Source organism: Desulfovibrio desulfuricans DSM 642 (genome assembly GCF_000420465.1).
Classification (GTDB): domain Bacteria; phylum Desulfobacterota; class Desulfovibrionia; order Desulfovibrionales; family Desulfovibrionaceae; genus Desulfovibrio; species Desulfovibrio desulfuricans.
The window spans coordinates 378,045-399,567 of the sequence record NZ_ATUZ01000011.1 but is presented as its reverse complement, the minus strand read 5'-3'; the positions used below and the strand labels follow the sequence as shown (position 1 = coordinate 399,567).

General features: G+C 59.6%; 17 protein-coding genes. 6 read left to right on the top strand and 11 right to left on the bottom strand.

Annotated elements, in window-relative coordinates:
• Nucleotides 1-105 precede the first annotated feature (105 nt).
• Complete coding sequence (locus G449_RS0103450; protein ID WP_022657914.1) at nucleotides 106-735, top strand: protein phosphatase CheZ; 630 nt, start codon at nucleotides 106-108, stop codon at nucleotides 733-735.
• Between the two features lie 301 nt (nucleotides 736-1,036).
• Here the strand turns inward: G449_RS0103450 and G449_RS0103445 are convergent, their stop codons facing one another.
• From G449_RS0103445 to mobA, 8 genes are all read right to left on the bottom strand, one after another.
• A complete protein-coding gene (locus tag G449_RS0103445; protein ID WP_022657913.1) occupies nucleotides 1,037-1,468 on the bottom strand; it encodes a cytochrome c3 family protein in 432 nt (143 codons plus the stop codon).
• A 269-nt stretch (nucleotides 1,469-1,737) separates the two neighbouring features.
• On the bottom strand, nucleotides 1,738-2,688 hold the full coding sequence (locus tag G449_RS0103440) for a formate dehydrogenase accessory protein FdhE (protein ID WP_022657912.1): 951 nt from the start codon (nucleotides 2,686-2,688) through the stop codon (nucleotides 1,738-1,740).
• A 405-nt stretch (nucleotides 2,689-3,093) separates the two neighbouring features.
• Complete coding sequence (locus G449_RS0103430; RefSeq protein ID WP_022657910.1) at nucleotides 3,094-3,753, bottom strand: 4Fe-4S dicluster domain-containing protein; 660 nt, start codon at nucleotides 3,751-3,753, stop codon at nucleotides 3,094-3,096.
• Nucleotides 3,754-3,802: 49 nt separating this feature from the next.
• On the bottom strand, nucleotides 3,803-6,841 hold the full coding sequence (fdnG, locus tag G449_RS0103425) for a formate dehydrogenase-N subunit alpha (RefSeq protein ID WP_159060422.1): 3,039 nt from the start codon (nucleotides 6,839-6,841) through the stop codon (nucleotides 3,803-3,805).
• 398 nt (nucleotides 6,842-7,239) lie between these two features.
• Nucleotides 7,240-7,923: a nucleotidyltransferase domain-containing protein gene (locus G449_RS15820; protein WP_281166532.1), complete on the bottom strand. Its 684-nt coding sequence runs from the start codon at nucleotides 7,921-7,923 to the stop codon at nucleotides 7,240-7,242.
• Between the two features lie 7 nt (nucleotides 7,924-7,930).
• Nucleotides 7,931-8,581: a TetR/AcrR family transcriptional regulator gene (locus G449_RS0103410; RefSeq protein ID WP_022657908.1), complete on the bottom strand. Its 651-nt coding sequence runs from the start codon at nucleotides 8,579-8,581 to the stop codon at nucleotides 7,931-7,933.
• Nucleotides 8,582-8,771: 190 nt separating this feature from the next.
• Nucleotides 8,772-10,466 carry an FmdE family protein gene (locus G449_RS0103405; protein ID WP_022657907.1) on the bottom strand — a complete coding sequence of 565 codons (1,695 nt, stop codon included), beginning with the start codon at nucleotides 10,464-10,466 and terminating at the stop codon, nucleotides 8,772-8,774.
• Nucleotides 10,467-10,651: 185 nt separating this feature from the next.
• Complete coding sequence (gene mobA, locus G449_RS0103400) at nucleotides 10,652-11,275, bottom strand: molybdenum cofactor guanylyltransferase (protein WP_022657906.1); 624 nt, start codon at nucleotides 11,273-11,275, stop codon at nucleotides 10,652-10,654.
• Nucleotides 11,276-11,446: 171 nt separating this feature from the next.
• Here mobA and G449_RS0103395 point away from each other — a divergent pair, with 171 nt between their 5' ends.
• The 5 genes from G449_RS0103395 to G449_RS15815 all read left to right on the top strand — a co-directional run bounded on the left by G449_RS0103395 (nucleotide 11,447) and on the right by G449_RS15815 (nucleotide 17,878).
• Nucleotides 11,447-12,028 (top strand): transglutaminase domain-containing protein, encoded by a 582-nt coding sequence (locus G449_RS0103395; RefSeq protein ID WP_022657905.1) that lies wholly within the window; start codon nucleotides 11,447-11,449, stop codon nucleotides 12,026-12,028.
• A gap of 224 nt (nucleotides 12,029-12,252) precedes the next feature.
• The gene (locus G449_RS0103390; RefSeq protein ID WP_027180666.1) at nucleotides 12,253-12,741 is read left to right on the top strand and encodes a CvpA family protein; all 489 of its coding nucleotides are present in this window, start codon (nucleotides 12,253-12,255) and stop codon (nucleotides 12,739-12,741) included.
• A 30-nt stretch (nucleotides 12,742-12,771) separates the two neighbouring features.
• The gene (gene mazG / locus G449_RS0103385; protein WP_022657903.1) at nucleotides 12,772-13,572 is read left to right on the top strand and encodes a nucleoside triphosphate pyrophosphohydrolase; all 801 of its coding nucleotides are present in this window, start codon (nucleotides 12,772-12,774) and stop codon (nucleotides 13,570-13,572) included.
• 11 nt (nucleotides 13,573-13,583) lie between these two features.
• The gene (locus G449_RS0103380; protein ID WP_022657902.1) at nucleotides 13,584-15,743 is read left to right on the top strand and encodes a hypothetical protein; all 2,160 of its coding nucleotides are present in this window, start codon (nucleotides 13,584-13,586) and stop codon (nucleotides 15,741-15,743) included.
• The gene (locus G449_RS15815; RefSeq protein ID WP_022657901.1) at nucleotides 15,740-17,878 is read left to right on the top strand and encodes an ArnT family glycosyltransferase; all 2,139 of its coding nucleotides are present in this window, start codon (nucleotides 15,740-15,742) and stop codon (nucleotides 17,876-17,878) included. Before G449_RS0103380 ends, G449_RS15815 begins: the two co-directional genes overlap by 4 nt.
• Before the next feature lie 296 nt (nucleotides 17,879-18,174).
• Here G449_RS15815 and G449_RS15810 read toward each other — a convergent pair whose 3' ends face one another.
• The 3 genes from G449_RS15810 to G449_RS0103360 form a co-directional block, all read right to left on the bottom strand.
• Nucleotides 18,175-18,702, bottom strand: coding sequence for a hypothetical protein (locus tag G449_RS15810; protein WP_022657900.1), 528 nt, complete (start codon nucleotides 18,700-18,702; stop codon nucleotides 18,175-18,177).
• Nucleotides 18,703-19,686: a class II fructose-bisphosphatase gene (gene glpX, locus G449_RS0103365; protein ID WP_022657899.1), complete on the bottom strand. Its 984-nt coding sequence runs from the start codon at nucleotides 19,684-19,686 to the stop codon at nucleotides 18,703-18,705. It lies immediately after the preceding gene.
• Nucleotides 19,687-19,834: 148 nt separating this feature from the next.
• Entirely contained in the window at nucleotides 19,835-21,514 is a 1,680-nt protein-coding gene (locus G449_RS0103360; protein WP_022657898.1) for an NAD+ synthase, read from the bottom strand.
• Nucleotides 21,515-21,523 lie beyond the last annotated feature (9 nt).

The following is a 21,523-nucleotide window of genomic DNA, read 5'->3' as shown; positions in this document are numbered from 1 at the left end:
CGCCCTCGCGCGGCGGAGTTTTTTTACTGCATTTTACCTTTGACCATACACCCCAAAGGTTCAAAACGCACAAATTAAACCGCGCCGCGCGCAAAGGGGACGGGCATGAGCGATGAAAAGCCCGAAGCCGCAGTTTACAAGCAGATCAGCACGGAAATGCGCCAGGGACTGAGAGACATTTTTGAGCGCATATCCACTGCCTCCAAAGGCCAGCCCCTGCCTCCCCCAAATCCGGATGCGCTATTTCTGGAAGCATCAAGCCAGCTGGATGAAGTTCTGAAAGATACGGAAAGCGCCACCATGACCATCATGGAAATCGTGGAGCGGCATCTTGATCTTCAGGAACAGAATGCGGCGCATCTGGCAGGATTGCGTAACGGCGGCGCAGATGCGGCCCCCATTGCCGAGCTGGAAGCAAACAACCAGCGCCTTGGCGATGACCTCACTTCCGTGCTGACCGCCCTGAGCTTTCAGGACATCACAGGCCAGCGCATTAAAAAGGTCGTGTCTGCCCTGAACCAGATTGAGGCAATGGTGGTGGAACTCTACGTTTCCTCGGGCCTTATTCTGGACGGGGCGGAAAAAGACCCCACCAAGAACGTTCAGGAATTGCAGAACGAGGCACGCAAGGCGGTCAAGGAATTCAATCAGGGCCGCAGCGAACTCAAAGGGCCGGACAAAACCGCAGCTTCACAGGGCGCCATTGACGACATGCTTTCCCAGTTGGGCCTCTAGACGGATACCTTGTTAAAATCTTTTCAGCTATTGAATGAGGGCGTTGCAAAACGCCCTTTTTTTGCGTCCAATGCCGCGTTGCAGCCTTTTGCTGTTTATTCAGGCGCATAGGGTTCAGCCGTAAGGGAACACACTTAACGCACATAGCATCGCTGACGAAGATTCATCTGGGAGAGGAGCCCTGCTTGGCGGAGCTGCCACTGCGCCCAGGCCAAACCACCTGGGTTGGCTTGTTTTGCAACGCATAAAGGCCCCTTGCGGGGCCTTTATGCGGTACAGAAAAACCGTGGCGGGAGTGAGCTTACTTCTGCTTGGCGGCTTCGCGGGCGCTTGCGGCCATATGGCAGGGACGGCAGCCCTTGAACTTGGCGCCGTACTTGGCGGGATTTTCCTGAGCCTTCTGCGAGTGGCAGCCGTAGCAGGAGCGATCGCCATTCTTGGAGTGGAAGGCCATGAACATGCTCATGGGATCACGCTCGCGCGCACCAGGGGTGGCGTGGCATTCGGTACAGGCTACGTAGCGGCTGTCGCTGCCCACTTCGTGGTGGCAATGCATGCAATTGATGCCTTTGTGCGCCGTGTGGGGGAACATGACGCTCATACGCAGGGATGTTCCACCAGGAATTTCAATGGGCTTTTTAATGGCCTGCGACATTTCCTTGATATCACGCGCCTGCGCTTCGCCAACCCACACGAGGCTTAACGCAAGCAGCAACAAGGTCACATATTTCATCAGCTATTCCTCCTAGGGTTCGTAAAGCGCAGGAGCAGGCCCCGGCGCACCACTGGCGGCTGAAAAGCCGCCATCAACACCACTCTCCGCAGCGGTTGTTCTACCCTAATAATGCCTGCTTGTGCAATAATTAAAGACTGCTACATCAGGAGCATTTAAACGGTTCAACAAACCGACTCAGCAATCCGCTGCCAGCCAGACTGCCAGCAATAAATTTTGCAGTAAAGGCAGCTTCAAAAAACGCCTTTGGCGCTTGCCGCAAGCTGCCGCTAAAACATATTCCAGAATGACGGCCTGACTGGTTTCAGCTTTTTACGTGCAGCCACCATATCCAGATGCATCATGCCAAGCGCCAGGGCATCCAGATTGGGAACAAACTCGCGTTCGCGCAGATCCACCGCCGGGCAGTAAGACTTGCACTTGGTGCACCAGTCCAGCCGCTCACCGTGCGCAGTGCCGCTTTCGCGCAGCAGTTCCATAACTCCGCTGCCTTCCTCGCCGCATGCCGGGCATGCGCCACGCCGGAATTTCCAGTCTGCCCCGCACACGCCGCAGTGCAGATGTTTTTTACCGCCGCCACCCGCAAGAAAAGCATTTTTTTCATCAATGCTGGGTTTGTCCATCCAGCCAATGGTGGGCAGTGCGCCGCACACAGGGCAATAGCCCTGCCGCCATACATCGCCGGCTTCCCAGGGGGTGTCGCCCTCAGCGGCCACGGCCTGCGCGGTCATGCCACGCAATATCGGCGCAACGATGAACCCCGTCACAAAGTCCAGCACCAGGGGGTCAATGCCAATTTTTTCTGCCAGAGCCGCCAGGGCATCCCTGTCGCCCGAGGCAGCGGCGCAAACCAACTCTTCCGCTCGCCGGGCTTCAGCTCCGTCAGATTTCAGAAAAAAATCCGTAAGCTTGGCCTTGTGGGGAACCACGGCGTCCATGCGGCACAACATGGGCAGCAGCTTTTCTGCGCAAATGCGCACTGCTGGGGCCACGCCTGAAAAGGAAGCCCCGGCAAGCATTGAAACACCCTGCTCCATCCGCTGCGGCTGGGCCTGCGGCAGTAACACTCCCTCTTTTTTCAAGCTTTCGGCCACAGCATCGCCGAGCTCTTCCTGGGCGGTGAGCAGCGGTTCAAACGACCGAAGCACAGGGGCCAGCACCGGACGCCAAGTGATAACTTCTTCAAGGGTTTGGGCAACGGTTTGCCTTTTATCAGCCATTGATACTCCGTATGCCGGGGGATACCCCGGCTGCTTTCCCAAACTATACAACACTGAGGATGTCTGCTCTCAATGTTATCAGAATGCTCATTCCGGCATTTTGCAACGCAGATACAAGCGGTGCTGCATTTCCGCATGCCGATCAGGCACCGGGCTGGCAGACCATTACGCAGCCTTGGCAAACACCTGCTCTTGGAGCCGCCCGCGCATTTCAAAGCGAGCCTGCGTCAACCGGTTGAGGCAAAAAACCAGGGGCCGCTCCAGCAAAGTTCGCGCCGCAACACGGCAAACGTGCTTGCTGGTATTGTACCCTGATGGTGAACCAAAGCGAAGGATTTGCCAAGCCCCCGCAGTGCTTTTCTACCCCCGCAGCCGAGCGACTGCGGGGGTAGAGGGGATAAGGCCTTACATGAAGGCCGCGTATTCGTAGTAGTGTTCTTTTTCTTCTGCCAGCAGGTAGATGACGCTCACATCCTCTACATCTGCCAGAAAAGCCTTGGGGAAGGTCTTTTTGACAATCTCAAGCCGCTTTTTGGCCATGGGCAGGATTTCTTCCCTTTCGCCAAAAGCCATGGTGCCAGTGGGGCACGTCTTGACGCAGATGGGCAGCATGCCCGCGGTGACGCGGTCAATGCACATGTCGCACTTGGTCAGACACTTGGTCTTGGGATCCAGCCGGGGGATGTTGTAGGGGCAGGCATCAATAACAGCCTGCGCATCCTCGGGACTCAGCTTGGCGCTTTTGTCCGTGGCTATCACCATACCCGTTTTGGGATCCTTGATGATGGCCCCGGGCACAGCCATGTCGGCCACTTCCTTGCAAATGGGAGTGATGCAGTGGCGGCACTGGTCGGGAAAGAAGTTCCACACAACGGTGCCGTCAGGCTTCATACGCTCGCGAAAACGAACAATCTTGAGGTTGTTGGGGTTCAGATCCGGCGGATTCTGATGAGTGCCGCGCTGCTTGGTCTCATTGGCAGGCAGGTCATGCCATTCCTTACAGGCCAACTGGCAGCCCCGGCATGCCGTGCACCGAGTGGTGTCGATCAAAAAAGTCTTCGGCATAACAATGCTCCTTGGCGGGCGCGCTCCATCAAGGAGCGCGCCCGGCTCGTTAGCCTATTTCGGTCAGCTTGTCGGCCTTACGCAGATTGACGCAGCAGGCCTTGGATTCAGGAATAGTGGTGTTGGGGTCAAACGCACTAACAGTCAGCCTGTTGGTGGAATCGCCGCACTTGGGCGTTGTCCAGCCAAAGGCAAAGGGCATACCCACAAGGTGGATCGTTCTGCCCATAACCGTGAAGGGACGAATGCGCACCGTCACCATGGCGATGGCCTCGCAGGTACCGCGAATGCTTTCAAGAAGGACGCCGTCGCCATTCTTGATGCCCTTTTCCTTGGCCAGCTCTGGGCTCATTTCCACATAGAGCTGTGGCTCGGTTTCGAGCAGGTTGGGCACATTGCGCGTTTCGCCGCCGCCGCACCAGTGTTCGGTGAGGCTGTAGGTGGTCAGCACATAGGGGTAGTTGGGGTCAGCGGGAGCGGCGATCTTGTCCATATCGGAGGTATGGAACTTGTACACCGGGCTGCTCAACTGCCTTGAGAACGGATGGCTGGCCAGAGGCGTTTCCGCGGGTTCGTAGTGTTCGGGGAAGGGGCCGTCGGCGGGGCCGGGGCCAAAGAACTGGGAATGCCCGTCCTTCACCATGATGAAGGGCAGCTTGCCGCCCTCATTGGCCATGGGCGGCCAGGGGCCGTCGGGCACGTCGCCCACCCACTTGGTGCCGTCCCATTCAATAACAGCGCGCTTGGGATTGAACGGCTTGCCGTTCACATCCACAGAAGCTCGGTTGTAGAGAATGCGGCGGTTCACCGGCCAGCACCACGACCAGTTGGGGAACAGGCCAATGTTGGCCTGCATGGGCGTCTGGCTGGTATTGCGGCGTTTGGACTTGTTGCCTTCTTCTTCTGTCCAGCTGCCGGTGTATATCCAGTTGAGCGATGAGGTGGAACCGTCGTCTTTCAGCGCGCCAAATGTCGGAACAAGTTGACCGCGCTTGTACTGCTTGTCGCCTACCTTGGCATCAGCCCAGAAGAAGCCGTTGATGCGCCGCGCCCACTCGGCGGCGTCATACTTGTCTGTCCAGTGCATCTTGAGGATGGGCTCGGGCAGCACACCGCCTTCGGTCTTGTAGAGATCGCGGATCTGGTTGAACAGGGGCACAACGATGTCCGCAAAGTTGCGTGCTTCGCCGCCGGGCTTTACGCCCTGATCGAACCACTGCAACCAGCGGCCGCTGTTGCTGATGGTGCCTTCCTTTTCAATGCGGTGAGCCGAGGGCAAAAGGAACACTTCGGTCTTGCAGGCCTTGGGGTCCACACCGGGGCGCTTCCAGTTGTCCGTGGTTTCCGAATTGTGCAGTTCAGAGCACACGAGCCAGTCCAGCTTGTCCAGAGCTGCCCGCATCTTGTTGGTATTGGGGAAGCTGTTCATGGGGTTCACGCCAAAGATGAAACCACCGCGCATCTTGCCCTGATAGAGTTTATCCATGGCAAACATGTACGAGCAGTCTTCATTCGGCTCCAGCTTGGCCAGCAGGTCATAGCAGAAGTCGTTTTCAGGCGTGGCTTCATCGCCAAACCAGCCCTTGAGCAGGCTGGCAATATACTTGGGCCTGTTGCTCCACCAGTTGGCGCTGTTGGGCAGCTTGGTGACAGGGGTGTTGGCCTTGTTGTAGTCGGCCAGGGTCTGCCACGGGGCGCGAGGGGTTCCGTGGTAGCCGGGCAGGTTGTTGTACAGCAGGGCGTGGTCCGTGGAGCCCTGCACATTGGGCTCGCCGCGCAGGGCGTTGATGCCGCCGCCAGCCACGCCGATATTGCCCAGCAGGAGCTGGATCAGCGAGGAAAGACGGATGTTCTGCACGCCCACGGTGTGCTGTGTCCAGCCCAGAGCGTACATGATGGTGCCAGCCTTGTCGGGGCCGCCAGTGGCGCAGAAGGCCTTGTATACCTTGAGCAGATTTTCCTGCGAAACGCCCGTAACGTCAGAAACATTTTTAAGCGTGTAGCGGGAATAGTGCTGGCGCATCATGTTGATGACGCAGCGTTCGTTCTGGAAGGTGGGATCGACCACAGGCTTGCCGTCAGGCCCCATTTCCAGCGCCCACGTCTTTTTGTCATATGTGCGCGTGGCAGGATCATAGCCGCTGAAAAGGCCGTCGTTGAAAGCGTAATCCTTGCCCACCACAAAGGCGGCGTTGGTGTACTTTTCAACGTAGTCCTTGAAGTACAGCTTGTTTTCCAGAATGTAGTTGAGCATACCGCCCAGGAAGGGAATATCCGTACCCGAGCGCAGAGGCACGTGGAAGTCGCAACGGGCGGACGTGCGCGAGAACTTGGGGTCAACGTGCATAAGCACGGCCCCGTTGTCCTTGGCCCGCATGACCCACTTAAAGGCGACAGGATGATGTTCAGCGGCATTGCTGCCGATAATAAGCACTGCATCGCTATTCTTGATATCGATCCAGTGGTTCGTCATTGCACCGCGTCCGAACGACTCTGCCAGAGCCGCAACAGTGGGGCTGTGTCAGACCCGTGCCTGGTGGTCCATATGGACAACACCCAGGCCGCGTATTGCTTGGTGAATGACAGCGCATTCTTCGTTGGAGGCGTGCGATGTTCCCATCCAGAAGATGGAATCAAGCCGGTTAACCGTCTGCCCCTTGGCATTCTTGAGAATAAAGTCTTTGTCGCGGGTGTCTTTAACCCGGCGGGCGATCTGGGCCAGAGTCCAGTCCCAGTCTTTTTCCACCCAGTGATCACTGTTGGGCGCGCGGTAAAGCGGCTTTTTCAGGCGGTGGTCATTGGTGTACATGCTGAAGAGCGCCGCGCCCTTGGCGCAGAGCGCACCTTCGTTAACGGGAAAGTCCGGGTCGCCCTCTGTGGAAACGAGCTTGCCGTCACGCACATAGGCTATGACCTGACAGCAGACCGAACAGAAGGGGCAGACGCTGATGACTTCCTTTGCGCCTTCTATCTTGAGTTTTACGGCGTAAGCCTGGGCCTCGCCCAGGTCGAAGCCCAGCTGCCCCAATGTGAGGCAGAGAACTCCTGCACCGACGCCCTTGAGGAAACTCCTCCGGGTGCTTTTCATGATGACACTCCTTTTTTAGGCCAATCACGCAACGCAAGGTCAGAACTCCTGCGTTGAACAAGACGCCTCTGAACTGCGTCAACTAACAAGATGGAGATTTGTTTTCACCATAGTTGAAAAAACGTGATATCGCAAGATACTTACAATTTTTTAAAGGGAACCGACCCTATTTGTGAGCATTTTCCCAATGATAGAATTTTGCATGCCATTTCGCAGTGATGGAACACTATAATTGATAGGATTGTACACACAAACAGCATAAATTGGTTGATATTTTCTGCCAAACTATCGCTGAAATAATTATACTTTTTTCTTGAAAAATTACGCTTTCTCCAGTCACCAGATAGCCTATTGCATAAAAAACCACCTGCATCAGTCAGGTGGTTTACAAAAAGCCGTCATAAAAAAGCGTGCCAATTCAGGCCGAAGCTCAAAGGCTGGCCTTGTAAAACTTCTTTGCACCAGCGCAGCAGCAGGTCGTAACCTTGCCTTTCGCTGTGTGCGGCAAGCCAGAGGGGGAGGTCAAGCCCAGCCGCAATGATCTCTCTCTCCGAGCCTTCAAGGCTCGTCAGCAATTCTTTTTTGCTGCGGCAGAACAGGCCCGTGGCCAGGTAGCGCCGCACCAGCATGACAAAAAAGGATGCTTTATAGGCATCTTGCAAGACAAGGGGTCTGGTCTGCTCATCCGCATACAGATACGTGTGCGTAAGAAGATGAACAAGCCCGGCTGCGCCGATTTTTGCGCCGTCTGCAGCGTCTTTATCCGTGATGGCGGGGAGGAAATCCTCCAGCTTGCCAAACCAGTCTTCTGTGTCCTTCTGGAATGCAAAAAGCTCATGTCTCGGCCAATGGAATAAATCCCCAGTACCGCCGATAAAGCCGCAGGCTTTTTGCCCCTCCGGCATGGCGCGGACAATGGCCCGGTAAGCATCAAGATCATCCAGAGCAACAACATCCAGCAGCACAACCACATCAATATCGCTTGATTCAGTGGCCTCGCCCCGGCGGTAGCTGCCTTGCAGCCCAAGATATCGCAGGCGCGCGCCAAAGGCTTGCTGCAATTGCGGCAAGAGGTCAGCCATCCAGATTTCAGCATTGATCACAGCAGGCTCCATCCTCTTCATACCGTTTATAAAGATAGCTGAACCGGCCTTCTTCCACGCCAAGGGCTTTTTCCGCCATCCAGGCAAGAGCCCTGGCCTTTTGCAGGCGCTCGGCGCTACTCCACGCAAATGCCGACCCGTGCAGAATAAATTCTGACGCGGCAAGCAAAATCTCCATGCATTCCTTAGGGTATGCAGTTTTGAACGTGCCCTCGCGCATTCCCTGCCGGACAACAACCTCCAAAATTGGCGAAAGCCGCAGGACAATGGATGCCATGGTGCGCTGGTGCATATCCGCATTGCCCACGGCACTAGCTTCTTTTTCCAGGCGGTCACCGCGCTCGTTGTCCCGCTCCGCATCTCTGAGAATGCGAAACATTTTTTCGTGAGCCGACATCTGCGGCTCGTCCGCAACAGCCTGCGCCACAGCCATTTCCGCATCAATGTACCGCTCGATAACAGCGTCCATAAGCGCTTCTTTTGAGGCAAAGTAATGATAAAACGTGCCCTTGGCGATATTCAGGGCTTCAAGAATATCGCTGATGGCAGTGCTGGCGTAGCCCTTCGCTGCAAACAGGTTTTCGGCAGCGTCAATGATTTCAGTTCTACGCTCGCCATGTTCTTTAATGATGCGCATATGCTCCCTCTCTTCATCAATAGACCGACGGTCGGTCTATTAAGTATCCGCCATTTTCAGCTACGTCAACAAACTTGGTCATCGCTCCACTCTCTGCATGTGCAGCCGATGGCGACAAAAAAAGGAGGCCCCGAAAAAAAATTCGGAACCTCCGCAAAAAGGCGTGTCCGCCTTTGCACAAGATGCAGAATTATTTACCGAACCAGCACTTGGGATAGGTGCAGGTGTGGCATGCCAGGCAGTAGCCGCCCTCGCCCATGCGGGCCGCCTCGGCGCGGGTCAGGCCACGGCCTGCCAGCATGCGCGGCAGCACCAGATCAAGGAAGGTTGTTTTAAAATACAGGGCGCAGGCGGGCACGCCCAGCACCTGCATATCCCCCTGCGGGCCGGGTATGCGGCCCATGAGGCTCATGGTGCCGGGCAGGATGGGCACGCCGTGCAGCACATCTGTCAGACCTGCTTCCACAAGGGCCTGGCGGGTCACATCGTCCGGGTCAACCGAAAGGCCGCCCGTGGTGATCAGCAGGTCGGCCCCGGCCTCGCGCATGGCGGCCACGGAGGCCTGCATCATGGCTTTGTCGTCCGGTACTATGTCGGTACGCACCACCGTGCAATCCAGCATGCTGACCTTGGCGGTGATGACAGGGATGAACTTGTCTTCAATAATCCCCTGAAAAACTTCGGTTCCGGTCACAAGAATACCCACGCGGGCCTTGCGCAGGGGCAACACGCGGAACAGTGGCCCGCCTTCCAGCGCTTCCAGCGCCTGACCAAGCCGCTCGCGCGTTATATGGAGCGGGATGGCGCGGGTGCCGCAAAGCGGGCCACCCTGCTTGACCAGGGTTCCATCCTGACGCGAGGCCACCATAACCTCGGGCACCAGATTGAACCGCGTCATGCGCTCCACATCCACGCAGAAGAGCCCGTTACAGGCAGCCTTGAAATCTATCTTGCCCTCATGGGGCGGCAGTTCGTAGGTAATGCCTTCGCCAGCCATGCGGCGCGCAAAGATTTCCGCCACTTCATTTTCGTGCACAAGAGCACGGGGATCATCAGGGGATAGCTGCGCGCTGGCCGGGGCATCATCTGTAATGGCCACATGGAAGCGGCCCATCTGCTGCAACCGGCAGATATCGCCCACAGAAATGCGCTGCCCGGCCTTGAATTCCGGCCCCTTGAACTGGCCGGGATCAATGCGGGTCATGTCGTGCGCCACGGTTTTGCCCACGGCTTCTTCCACAGGCACAACACGAACGCCCGTTGCGGCCTTGTGGCGCTCTGCCGCAAGGGCCTGACAATCTTCCTTGAGTTCGCGCCGCGCCAGCACATAGGGGGCCTCGCCCTGACAGCCACGACACACGGGGCCGTCTTCCACCGGGTAGGCCTCGCCGCACACGGGGCAGCATAAAATGCGCGTCATGTGCTTGTGGCCCATAAACCGCCGCTTGACCGTGATGGGTTCCACCTTGCAGATGCTGTCGCCCGCGGCTTCAATTTCTGATTCCAGCAGGTCGATATCCTGATCTTTTTTTGCCTTTTCCTTAAAAAACCAGGCCTTGAGTTCGGGATAGGCAGCCATTTTTACCGGATCCAGGCTCACGCGCACGCCCTCGCCAGTGTGCTTGTCAAACAGCGACACCGCGTAGCGGCCAAGATTGTGAATCTTCATCCAGTTGTTGCCGATACTGCACAAGGTGAGCAGTTGCACCGCGTCAGGCAGGCACTTGCCCGATTCGACCACGGCCTCAAACAGTGTGCCCTCTGGCAGATGACGCTTCGCAAGCTCCACCATATAGCCGCCCACAAGCAGGCCCGGTGCGGCATAGCCGTGAAAATTCTCGGCAAGGCGATGAAATTCCTTAAAAGTGTAAGCCCCAATATCCATGTTTGCTCCAAATCACCGCAACGGGCTGAACGAAGTCATTGGTGCGGCTGTGTTTTCACGCGCGTTTTCTCCGCTCGCCCGGGCAGACGCGCAGACGCGCCGGGTAGCAAATATTGGTTGGCGGCAACTCAGATTCCGCCGGATAATCACGATTACTTAGATGACCGTGAACTGGCAAAAAGAGACTAATGGGAAGCGCCCAGAATATCCAGCGCCCTTTGCAGGTCATCGGGACGGTTCAGATTGAAAAACGGGCGGGCTTCTTCCGGGCCATAGGGCAAACGGCACTGCCGCTCAAGCGGCACGACCCTGTTGAGCCTGCCGCCGTGAAAGGCAAGCGAATCTTCAAACCAGGGCAGCGCCGCTGTTTCGTATACGGCGGAAAGAGCCTCGGGTCTGCCGCTAACCGCATCTATATAGAGCGTGGCAAGGGTATCTGCCGGGGCTGCATCGCGGGCGGCAAGCAGTTTGCGCAAGGTGGGCGGATCCATAAAGGGCATGTCGCAGGAAAGTACCAGCACGGCAGAAAATCCCTGCGCCTGCGCCGTGCGCAGGGCCGCGACCACCCCCGCTACGGGGCCGCAATCATTTTTTTCATCAAAAATGCACTGATACCCGGCTCGGGGAAGGCCCGGCCTGCACGACACCCAGCACTGCGGCAGCAAGGCGGCAAGCAGCGTGTGCGTACGGGCCAGCAGATCAGGATTGTCCGAGCCGTAGACCCGCAGCAGCGCCTTGTCGCGCCCCATGCGCGAGGAAAGCCCCCCCGCCAGCACCACGCCCGCCACACGGCCCCGCAATGTATCCATCATGCCTCCTGCCCGGCCTGTTATTCCGCCCTGTGATGCTGCACGGTTGTGTTCTGCGCACAAAGGACAATGCGCTGCGGGGCTGAACGCTTTGGTCCTTTTGCACCCCGCACTCCCCTGTGATAGGGTTTGGCGATGATGCACCAACAGTCCCCCGCACCGCAAGCCTGCATGAGCGAGTCGGAAATCATTGATTTCCGCTCTGCACCAGTGCAGCGCAAGGCCGCCAGCCTTGCCGCAGACTGCGCAACTGAAATGGAACTCGTTGAAAAAACTTTTGTATTTGTGCGCGATAGCGTTGCGCACTCGGTGGATTGCGGCGGCACTGCTGTTACATGCAGCGCATCGGAAGTTCTGCATGTGGGGCAGGGCCTGTGTTATGCCAAGGCGCATCTTCTGGCCGCATTGCTGCGCGCCAACAGCATCGCCGCAGGATTCTGCTACCAGTTGCTGGGATTTGAAGACGGGCACGATCCCCACCGGGTGCTGCACGGCCTCAATGCCGTATGGATCAGCGAACGGCAGGTCTGGCGGAGGTTGGACGCGCGGGGAAACAAGCCCGGCGTTGACGCGCAGTTCTTGCCAAACGGCCCGGAGCAACTGGCCTTTACCGTGCATCCGCAGTGCGGCGAGGTGGACTACCCCCATATTTTTGCAGAGCCGGACCCCGGCGTGATTCTGGCGCTCCGCAGCCACAGCAGTATTGCCCAACTGCTGCCCCGTCTGCCGCAACAGCTTGCCTGCCCTGTTTGACGCTCCGCCCCGCATATGCTGCGTCCCCTGCTTGCAGCCTCCCAGTCATCCATATTCCATACCGCAACTAGACCAACAGCTTGCGGGCAATCAGCCCCCGAGGCACGTTGTGCCGCAGGTCAGCATCTGCTATGCTCTGCCCCGCCGCAGGTCAAAGGCCTCGGCGCGAAAGCCTTCCCGGCAACGGCCCGCCATGCGGGCAATACAGCCGCAACGGAGAACGCATGGGTCAGGATATTTTCGACCTCATTATAGTGCTTGTACTGGTATTTTTTGGCACACGGGGCTTTATCCACGGTTTCGTGGGCGAAGTTGCCGGGCTTATTTCGTTGCTGGGCGGCTTCTGGGCCGCGCACCATTACCATCCGCTGCTTGCGCCGCGCCTTACGCTCATCACTGATCCCTCATGGCGCATCATTGCGGCATACGTGCTCATTTTTCTGGGGGTCATCATTTCGGTGGCCATCATTGCGCGCATCCTGCAAAAAATACTTTCCTTCTCCTTTGTGTCATGGGCAGACAAACTGGCTGGCGGCATGCTCGGTCTTGCCAAGGGCGTCCTGCTCTGCTCGCTGGCCCTGCTGTTTCTGCAAAAATTTTTCGCAGGCGCGCCCTTTATGCAGCATTCGCGCGCACTGCCCTACTTCAACGCGCTCATGACCCAGGTACACGGCTGGCTGCCGCCTGACCTCACCGCCCGCCTGGGCATTTAACTGCCAGAATTACCAAGGAAATACGCCATCATGGAAAAGACCGCCCTCGAAGAATTGCAGCTCCTCATAGACAAACTCACCGCCCCTGACGGCTGCCCCTGGGACAAGGAACAGACCCCAGAAAGCCTTGCCGAATACGTTATTGAAGAAAGCCATGAGCTTGTGAGCGCCATCCGCTCCGGCAACGTGGCCGACATCCGCGAAGAACTGGGCGATGTGGCCTTTTTGCTGCTTTTTGTGGCGCGCCTGTATGAAAAACAGGGGCAGTTCAACCTTGACGATGCCCTCAATAACAACAGGGCCAAGATGATCCGCCGCCACCCCCACGTGTTCAGCAACACGGTTTTTGACAGCCTTGAAGAACAGCTCAAAGCCTGGGAAAAAATCAAGCGTGCCGAGCATACTGATGACGAAGGCAAGCCCAAGGGCCTGTTTGACAGCCTGCCCGAGAGCCTGCCCCCGCTTGCCAAGGCCTACCGCATCAATTCCAAGGCGGCCCGCGTGGGCTTTACCTGGCAGGAAGATGAAGAGGTGGAGCAACAGGTGGAAGCCGAATGGCTGGAATGGCTGGACGCCTCCGCTGGCGGCGATCAGGATGCCCAGAAGCACGAACTGGGCGATTTGCTGTTCAGCATTGCAGAGCTTGGCCGCCGCAAGGGCATCAAGGCCAGCGAAGCGCTGGACTACGCCAACCGCCGCTTCCTCAAACGCTTTGCCCGCATGGAAGAAATCGCCCGCGAGCAGAACCTTGATTTTTCGGCCCTGACCCTTGATGAAAAGGACGAGCTGTGGAACACAGCCAAGGCCGAGGAAACCGCGGCAAAGGCCTGACGGTCGCAACCATGCGTGCCCAGCCATTGCGAAAGAAACTGCGGCGGCCCGTACCGCTGACCGCCGGGCTTGCGGCTCGATTGCCCCTGCTGGCCGTGCTCGTGGCGGCCCTGGTGGTCGGCCTGTGCCTTTCGGCCTGCACAAAACACAGCAGCACGGCAACGTCCCTGCGCCGCAAGCAGCCGGCGGGGAACGCATCCCTGCTGCCGCGCGCCGATCCGGGGTATCTGCAATGGCTTGAGCGCCAGTCCATGCTTGGCTCCACCCAGGAGCTGACAGGGCAGGTTTCCGGCACGGATCTTATCTGGCGCAACAGCGCCTCCGCGCGGCGTGTGCCCCTGCTGCTTACCGCCGCGCCCAACTGGTTTGACGTGAACCCGCACAGCCTTGGAGCCGGGCAGCCAGCCCTGCGGGCGCTGGCCCAACCCGGCGTGGACACCTTTTGGGCGCAGGCGGGCTTTGGCGGGCTTTTTCTGGCACCTTTGGGTGAAAAGGGCGACATCTGGAGCGCCCACGCTGCTTCCGCACTGCCTGATGCAGCCTCCGAGGCGGGCGATAACGTCACCGCCCTGCGGCCAGACCCTTCGCTGGGCACTGGCGAGGATTTTTCGCGGCTGACCGCAAAACTTGATCAGGCGCAGATGCAGGTGGGCGGCGAACTCCCCCCCTCGGCAACGGGGCTGGGGCCGGATTTTATTCTTCAGGCGCGCCGGGCCTCGCGCTTTGACGGCCTGTATGCCATGATGTCTGTGCCGCAGAAAGACTGGGATGTTTTGCCAGCCACCGCTGGCGAATGGGACTGCCTGCCCCTGCGCCAGACCGCTGTGGCGGAATTGCGCAAAAGGGGCGTTGTTCCTGATCAGTTGCGGCGCGACACCCTTGACTGGGCGACCCCTGGCGGATGGGCCGTCACCGGCGAAGTGCGCGGCGCGGATGGCCAGGTGCGGCGATGGGTCTACCGCTACAGCGGTAACGCCCTGCGGCCCGTGCTCCTGTGGCAGGATCCTTCCGGTCAGGCCCGACGGGTATTTTCCGCAGCTGTTATCCAGCACACGGGCTTGCAGCAGCAAACGCTTGCGGGCATCAGGCTGGAGGCCCTCATGGGGCTTGACGTTCAGGTGGAAGGCCAGAGCGGGGGCAGAACAGACCCTTCGGCTCTGGTTCCGGGGCTTGAAGCTTTGGAATCCCTGGCGGGCGAGGTGCACCGCTACGGTGGATGGGCCGTGCAGGACGATGTGCTGCCACCTTCGCTGACCAAAGCGGTGCTTGCCACAGCCGTGGATTTCAGCCGCGACAGCATCACCCCGGCAGCAGCCGCATATGCCCTGCTGAGCGGCGATGCCGCGCCCCTGGGCGCACTGCTCAAGGACTCGCTCGCGGCGGGCGTTGACCACAGCCGCCTTGCGCGTGGACTGCGGGACAGGCAATATGTTGACTGGCGTCCCCTGCTGGATCTGCCGGACGGTCAGGCTCTTGTGCGCCGCGCGCAATCCCTTGCCAAGGGCGCGCCAGAGGCCTCGGGTCTGCCCGTCACCCAGGCGGAACTTGCCGCTCGTGCCCTTGGGCTTGACGCTGCAGGCGCCGTGCACCCCGACCACGCGCAGGCCATGGAATCCGCCTGCCTGCTCCTGCTGGGCTGGCGCATTGGTTTGCCGGGTCTGACATTTTTAAGCCCACAGGATCTTACGGGCGCGCTGGGACTGCCGCAGGGTTCGGGCAAGGGCGCGTCCAGCGCTGGCAGCGTTCCCCTTTGGGGAGCCGCAACCCAGCCCGGCGGGCAAAGCCCCGCTCCATTGGCCTTTGGCCCGCTGGACATGCAGTGGAGCCGGGAAACAAGTTTTGCCAGACAGATTGCCCGCCTGTTGCAGGCCAGGCGCGCCACAGGGCTTGCTTCTGGCCGTCTTGTGCAGGTGATAAACGGCCCCGCAGGCTGCGTGGCGACCCTGTGTTCCCTGCCAGGCGGCGGCTACTGGCTGCTGGCGACCAATTTTTCTGACCGGAAACAACACCTTGCCTGCCCTCTGCCCGCTGGTGCGCAAGGCCCCGCGCGTGATGTGCTGAGCGGCCAGAGCCTGCCCACGGGGCGCGCCGTAGAAATTGACCTCGATGCCCGCCATGCGCGACATATCCTGCTTGGCGAGCCGAAAACGCATGAAGGAGCGATGCCATGACCCAGAACAGCGCCCAGAATCCCGAAGACCAGGCTGCCTGTCAGTCTGGGGGCCAGCAGACCAGCGCGGAAGGGGCACACGCCCAGTCCGGGCAGCAAGCTGCCAAGGCAGTTTCCCAGCCATCTGCACCGGCTCCCGAACCTGCGGGCGCGGCACAGGGCGCTGCGAGCGCCGCAGCCGCCGCACCTCAGGCCGAAGGCGCAGCCCCCAAGGCTTCCCGTCCGGTGACGATCTCGGCCAGGGGATTCAGGGGAATGTTCGGCAACTCAGGCAAAGAAGGCAAACCCGCGGCCTCAGCAAAGCCGGCAGAATCCGCTCCTCAGCCAGCCGCTCCCGGCTTTGCCGACAAAATTTTTGACACAGCCAGCATTGTTGGGCCGCTTGCGCTCTTGCTCATCATGCTGGCCCAGGCATGGCCCGCCCTTATGGGGCACAGCCTGTACTGCCCGCGTGAAGCCGCAGGCATTCTGGCCTTTACCCAAACCGCGCAAAGCGGCATGTGGCTTGCCCCGGCTGGCGACGGTCTTTCGCAATGGCCCGTATTCTTCTGGTTTTTGCGGGGCATTGAAGCCCTGCTCACCAAGGCCGCGCCGCAGTTTGCCCATCTGCTCTTTCCCCTGGCCGCGATGGCCGGAACCCTGCTCTGTCTTGTGGCGGTGTGGGTTCTGGGCCGCGTTGCCGGGCTGGACCGCCGGGCCGCGCTGGCTGGCGGCATGCTGCTGCTCTGCGCGCCCATCTTTGCGCCGCTCTCCACCTTTACCGGGCCGGAAGCTTTAGCCGCAGCCGTGACCCTGCTTTCCCTCGCCTGCCTTTGCCACGGCTGGCAACAGCCAGACACGACCATCACTCTGCCTCTGGGTTTTGCATTGGCGGCTTTGGCTGGCCTGACGGGCGGCCTTTTCAATCTGTTGCTGCCAGTGCTTGCCAGCCTGACCTTTCTGCTCTGGCGTTGCGGATTCCGTCGCGCCCAAAAGGCGGACGGCCTCGTGGGTTTTGTGCTTATGCTGGGCATGGTCGGTTGCTGGCTTGCTGTTGTCATGCTCTGGCATCAGCCGGAAGGATACCTCAAGAACCTTGGCACCCAGCTTGTGACCTGGCCCATCACCAAAGCCACATGGTGGAAGCCTCTAGCCTTTGCGGCTCTGGGCCTGCTGCCCTGGCTGGCTGTCATTTGCGGTGTTTCCTGGGCGCGTGTGCTGCGCACAGCCCCGGCTGATCTGGCCGCCTCCCGCAACGAAAAAGCCGGAATGGCCCTTTTGTGGATAGCCCTTGTGTTCGCCTGCCTGCTGAGTATTTTTGCTGCCGACATGGTGGGCGCTGCCGTATGCACGGCCTGTCTTGCGGCCCTCCTGCTGGGCAAGGCGCTGCTGCGCCTGCCCGTAGCCGGAGCCAAGCTGTTCTACATCATCGCGGCCCTGTGCCTGCTGCACGCCAGCATGGCGCTGGTGGCAGCCGGTTTTGGCTACACGCTTGACTGGCTTGGCAAGTTTTTCCACTTCACACTCACCGAAAGCCAGCGCACCGCCGTGCTTGGACTCAAGGCCCTGCCCGTGCTTGGCGGCATTGGCATTGTGGCGGCGGTACTGCTTGCCCGTCTGGTGCGCCGTGGCGCGCATGGCGGCACCAGCGGCTCGCTCGTAATGTGCGCGGTCATTGCGGTTATTCTGGCCCAGCCCGCATCGCTCATGCTCATGCCGCAGCTGGAAAAAACTCCCGAGGCTCAGGTAAAGAGCCTGAGCGCCATCCTGACGCCCGCTCCTGCTGCCCCGGCTGTCCTGGCTCCTGCGGCGACTCCGGCCCCCGCGCCAGAAGCTCCCGCAGCAGCACCTGCGGAGGCCCCCAAACTTGAACCCGCCGCCCCGGCAACCGCGCCTGAATCCGCGCCCGCTGCTCCGGCTGAAAAGCCCGCTCCTGTGCAGGAACCTGCCGCTACCCCCGCCACTACGCAGCCTGCGGGAGTGTCTGCTCCCCAAACTGCGGCCCCGACAACTCCGGCTGAAACTCCCGCAGCAGCGCCTGCGCCGACTCCCGCCGACGCAGCCAAGGAACTCGCCAGAGAAGTGGTCAAGGAAGCCGCCCCCGCGGCGCAACCAGAACAGCCCAAGGGCGCAGCGCCTCAGGCTCCTGCAAACTAGCTTCAAATACATCAGCCCGGCGCAAATCAGCCCGGCGCAGACCGCGCTCACAATACCAAGGCCCCTCTCGCGAGGGGCCTTTTTTCTTTGCATGATGGTTCAAAACGCTCCCAGTGGGGAGGTACACCAGCGGCTGTCTCATGGTGCAGGACATTTGGGCATCGCCTTTGCCTTTGTTTGCTGACAATAAGCGCTGCTGACCGCCAGCCGCAAATAAAAAAGGCCCCGGAATCAACCGGAGCCTTTCATCAATCTTTTGTTTAGGCCCGTACTGCGGGCATGGCGCTGAATATGCCCTATTTGTTTATGGGCGGCACATCGCCACCAGCTTTAAGCATGGTGCCAAGGTGACGCCGCGCAAGGGCAAGCTCGCCTTCTGAAACTTCGGGCATATCCTTGGAGCGAGCGCCGCTCATGTCGTTGCCTTCTTCCACGATGGAAAGAGCGGCTGCCATGCGGCCCATGACGCAGAAAAAGCGCACCGCGTTCCAGTTATGCGCCTGCACCCAGGCAGCGGCATTGGGCGAATAGAGAAAATCCGCCTTGTTGTTGCGCATGATGGGGTGGGCTTCTTCATTATTGCCCTTGGCCCAGGCCCGGAACTGCGGCAGGAGTTCAAGAAAGTCCAGCAGTTCCTTGTCCGTCACCGGGGGCTGTTTTTCATACACATTAACGTTTGCGCTGGAACTTGGGGCAGGCTGTTCCGCCTTTTTCCTGGCAGCAGGAGCCTGCGCGGCCTCGGCCATGCCGGGGGCAACAACCACCAGCGGCAGGGCCAGCAACAATGCCGCAAAAATACCGCAGAGAGATGAAATTTTATTCATTCAATACCGAACCGCGCTGAATTTCGAGAGTCTGTCCATATTATGGTAAGACTCCACATACCGCAGGGTGCCGGTTTTGCCGCGCAAAACCAGCGAGTGGGTAACGGCGTACTTGGCACTGTAGCGCACACCCCTCAAAAAATCACCGCCGGAAATACCCGTGGCGGCAAAGAAACAGTCATCGCTACGCACCAGATCATGCACCGTGAGCACCTCGCGTACGTCAATGCCCGCTTCGGTGATAGCTTCTTTTTCCACATACGACTGGGGATCCAGACGGGCCAGAATCTGCCCGCCCATGCCCTTGATGGCGCAGGCAGACAACACGCCCTCGGGGGTGCCGCCCGTACCCATCATGATATCAACCTCGGAACGGGGATCAACAGCCATGAGCGCACCGGCCACGTCGCCATCGGTCTGCAGCTGAATGCGCGCGCCTGCCTGGCGGATTTCCGTAATAAGCTTTTCGTGCCGGGGCTTGTCGAGCACAAAGACCACAAGGTCCTGCACGCTCTTGCCCATGGCCTTGGCCACGTTGGCCAGATTGACCTTTACCGGCGCATCGAGGTCAACCACATCGCGGGCCTCGCGGGGCACCACCAGCTTCTGCATGTAATAACTGGGGCCGGGGTTGAACATGCTGCCGCTCTGCGCAACACCCACAACCGAGATGGCGTTGGGGCGGCCATAAGCCAGCAGATTGGTGCCTTCCACAGGGTCAACGGCCACGTCAAGGCTGGGGCCGCAGCCCTTGCCGACCTTTTCGCCGTTAAAGAGCATGGGGGCATTGTCTTTTTCGCCCTCGCCGATAATGACCTTGCCATCAATGCTGAGGGTGGCGAAGCTGACGCGCATGGCGTCAACGGCGGCGCCGTCACCGGCTTCCTTGTCTCCCCGACCGAGCCAGCGGGCCGATGCAAGGGCCGCAGCCTCGGTAATGCGAACAATATCCAGAGCCAGATTTTTCTCCGGTGCTTCCGCCATGATATCCTCCACTCAGGTCAGCGTTGTGCAACACATTGCTCTTACCCCAGTGCGTTGCGGGCTTCAAGAAAAAACCCCCGCCCTTCGGGGCGGGCCATACGGCAACTCTTGTGCCGCAAGGCCCTTTTCCATACTTTTTTTATACAGCCTACTTATTGGGCAGGCTGAAACGCCCGGCAACGGGCGTCTGCCAGCCGCCGCCAAAGGGCATGCGGCTCATGTAAAGCGACAACGGCTCCTGACGGCGCTTGAATTCAGCCCTGAACAGCTTGTCGCGCACTTCCATGCGCGCCGCCGAAAGCGGGCCGGATTCCGCCTCCGCAGGCTGCAACAGGTCTTCAAGAATCGGATCCAGATCCTCATAGGGCAACAGGCTGTCCGAATCTTTCTGGCCGGGGCGCAGCTCCGCAGAAGGAGCCTTGGTAAAAATTTCATCAGGGATGATCTCTGCCCCGCGATGGGTGTTGTACCAGCGGCCAACAGCATACACCTGGGTCTTGGTCAGGTCTCCGATAATGGCCAGCGCGCCCACGGAATCGCCGTACAGGGTGCAGTAGCCCATGGCCCCCTCGCTCTTGTTGCCCGTGTTGAGCACAAGGGCATTGGCCCTGTTGGCCAGCGAAGTGATGAGCGTGCCGCGTATGCGGGCCTGCACGTTTTCAAAGGTCACGTCGCCGGGCTTTTCTTCAAAGAGGTCAAGGCCGGGCTTGAGCGCGGTGGCAAAAGCATCCATAAGCGGGCCAATGGGCAGGGTCACTGTGGCGATGCCCAGATTCTCCGCCAGTTTGGCGGCGTCCGTCAGGGAGCCATCACTGCTGTGGGGCGAGGGCAGGAGCACACCGGTGACATTTTGCGCGCCAAGGGCCTCCACCGCCACGCTGCACACCAGGGCGGAATCCATGCCGCCGGAAATGGCTACGATGCCTTTCTCCACCCCGCACTTGCGCACAAAGTCCCGTGTGCCGAGAACAAGGGCGCGCCAGTAATCTTCCTCAACGCAGGCGGCCAGCGGTTCCGGGGCTTTAACAGCACCCTGCCCGCGCGCGGTGTCCACCACGAGCACGTCTTCCTCAAAGGCCTTGCCCCGGGCAAGCAGCTGCCCTGTGGGATCAAAAACCAGGCTCTGCCCGTTGTACACGCGGCTGTCGTTGCCGCCCACCATGTTCACCGAAAACATATGCACATGATGCCGCGCCGCCACATGCGAAAGCAGGTGTTCGTCCGTTTCCTGCGCGCCCACGCTGAAGGGCGCCGCCGCCATATGCACAAGAGCGTCCACGCCGCGCTGCACCAGTTCCATCAAGGGATTATGACCGCTGGCGTAGCGGGTTTTCCAGAACGAAGCGTCTTCACTCTGGGCATCCTCGCAGAGCACAACGCCGATGCGCCAGCCGCCCATGGTGACGATGCCGCACGAAATGCCGCGGTCAAAATAGCGTGCGTCCTCATCTGTGGATTCGGCCACGCTGTTCTGACCCTGATTCTGATACACCTTGCGCGAAACAACCTGCCAGCCGCCCTTTTCAACCAGCACTGCCGCGTTGGAAAGCAGGCCAGAGGCATACACGCTGGGCACAGGCGCGCCCACCAGCACGGAAGGGCCGTCCTTGAGTTCGGCGGCCATGATATCCAGAGCCTTGAGACAACCCGCCGCAAAACCCTGAGCGCACAGATAGTGGCCGGGGGCCACGCCGCAAAGCGCCAGCTCCGGCGTAACGCACAGGTTTGCTCCTGCTGCGCCAGCCTGACGGGCGGTGCTGATGATACGTTCCAGATTTCCGGCCACGTCGCCGGTAACGGTATTGCACTGCAATAGGGCGATTTTCATGCCGATGCC

Excerpts from the sequence above, each read along its gene's own strand:
- G449_RS0103450 (WP_022657914.1), top strand. The coding sequence starts at position 106 with ATGAGCGATGAAAAGCCCGAAGCCGCAGTTTACAAGCAGATCAGCACG.
- G449_RS0103445 (WP_022657913.1), bottom strand. The coding sequence starts at position 1,468 with ATGAAATATGTGACCTTGTTGCTGCTTGCGTTAAGCCTCGTGTGGGTT.
- G449_RS0103440 (WP_022657912.1), bottom strand. The coding sequence starts at position 2,688 with ATGGCTGATAAAAGGCAAACCGTTGCCCAAACCCTTGAAGAAGTTATC.
- G449_RS0103430 (WP_022657910.1), bottom strand. The coding sequence starts at position 3,753 with ATGCCGAAGACTTTTTTGATCGACACCACTCGGTGCACGGCATGCCGG.
- G449_RS15820 (WP_281166532.1), bottom strand. The coding sequence starts at position 7,923 with ATGGCTGACCTCTTGCCGCAATTGCAGCAAGCCTTTGGCGCGCGCCTG.
- G449_RS0103410 (WP_022657908.1), bottom strand. The coding sequence starts at position 8,581 with ATGCGCATCATTAAAGAACATGGCGAGCGTAGAACTGAAATCATTGAC.
- G449_RS0103405 (WP_022657907.1), bottom strand. The coding sequence starts at position 10,466 with ATGGATATTGGGGCTTACACTTTTAAGGAATTTCATCGCCTTGCCGAG.
- mobA (WP_022657906.1), bottom strand. The coding sequence starts at position 11,275 with ATGGATACATTGCGGGGCCGTGTGGCGGGCGTGGTGCTGGCGGGGGGG.
- G449_RS0103395 (WP_022657905.1), top strand. The coding sequence starts at position 11,447 with ATGAGCGAGTCGGAAATCATTGATTTCCGCTCTGCACCAGTGCAGCGC.
- G449_RS0103390 (WP_027180666.1), top strand. The coding sequence starts at position 12,253 with ATGGGTCAGGATATTTTCGACCTCATTATAGTGCTTGTACTGGTATTT.
- mazG (WP_022657903.1), top strand. The coding sequence starts at position 12,772 with ATGGAAAAGACCGCCCTCGAAGAATTGCAGCTCCTCATAGACAAACTC.
- G449_RS0103380 (WP_022657902.1), top strand. The coding sequence starts at position 13,584 with ATGCGTGCCCAGCCATTGCGAAAGAAACTGCGGCGGCCCGTACCGCTG.
- G449_RS15815 (WP_022657901.1), top strand. The coding sequence starts at position 15,740 with ATGACCCAGAACAGCGCCCAGAATCCCGAAGACCAGGCTGCCTGTCAG.
- G449_RS15810 (WP_022657900.1), bottom strand. The coding sequence starts at position 18,702 with ATGAATAAAATTTCATCTCTCTGCGGTATTTTTGCGGCATTGTTGCTG.
- glpX (WP_022657899.1), bottom strand. The coding sequence starts at position 19,686 with ATGGCGGAAGCACCGGAGAAAAATCTGGCTCTGGATATTGTTCGCATT.
- G449_RS0103360 (WP_022657898.1), bottom strand. The coding sequence starts at position 21,514 with ATGAAAATCGCCCTATTGCAGTGCAATACCGTTACCGGCGACGTGGCC.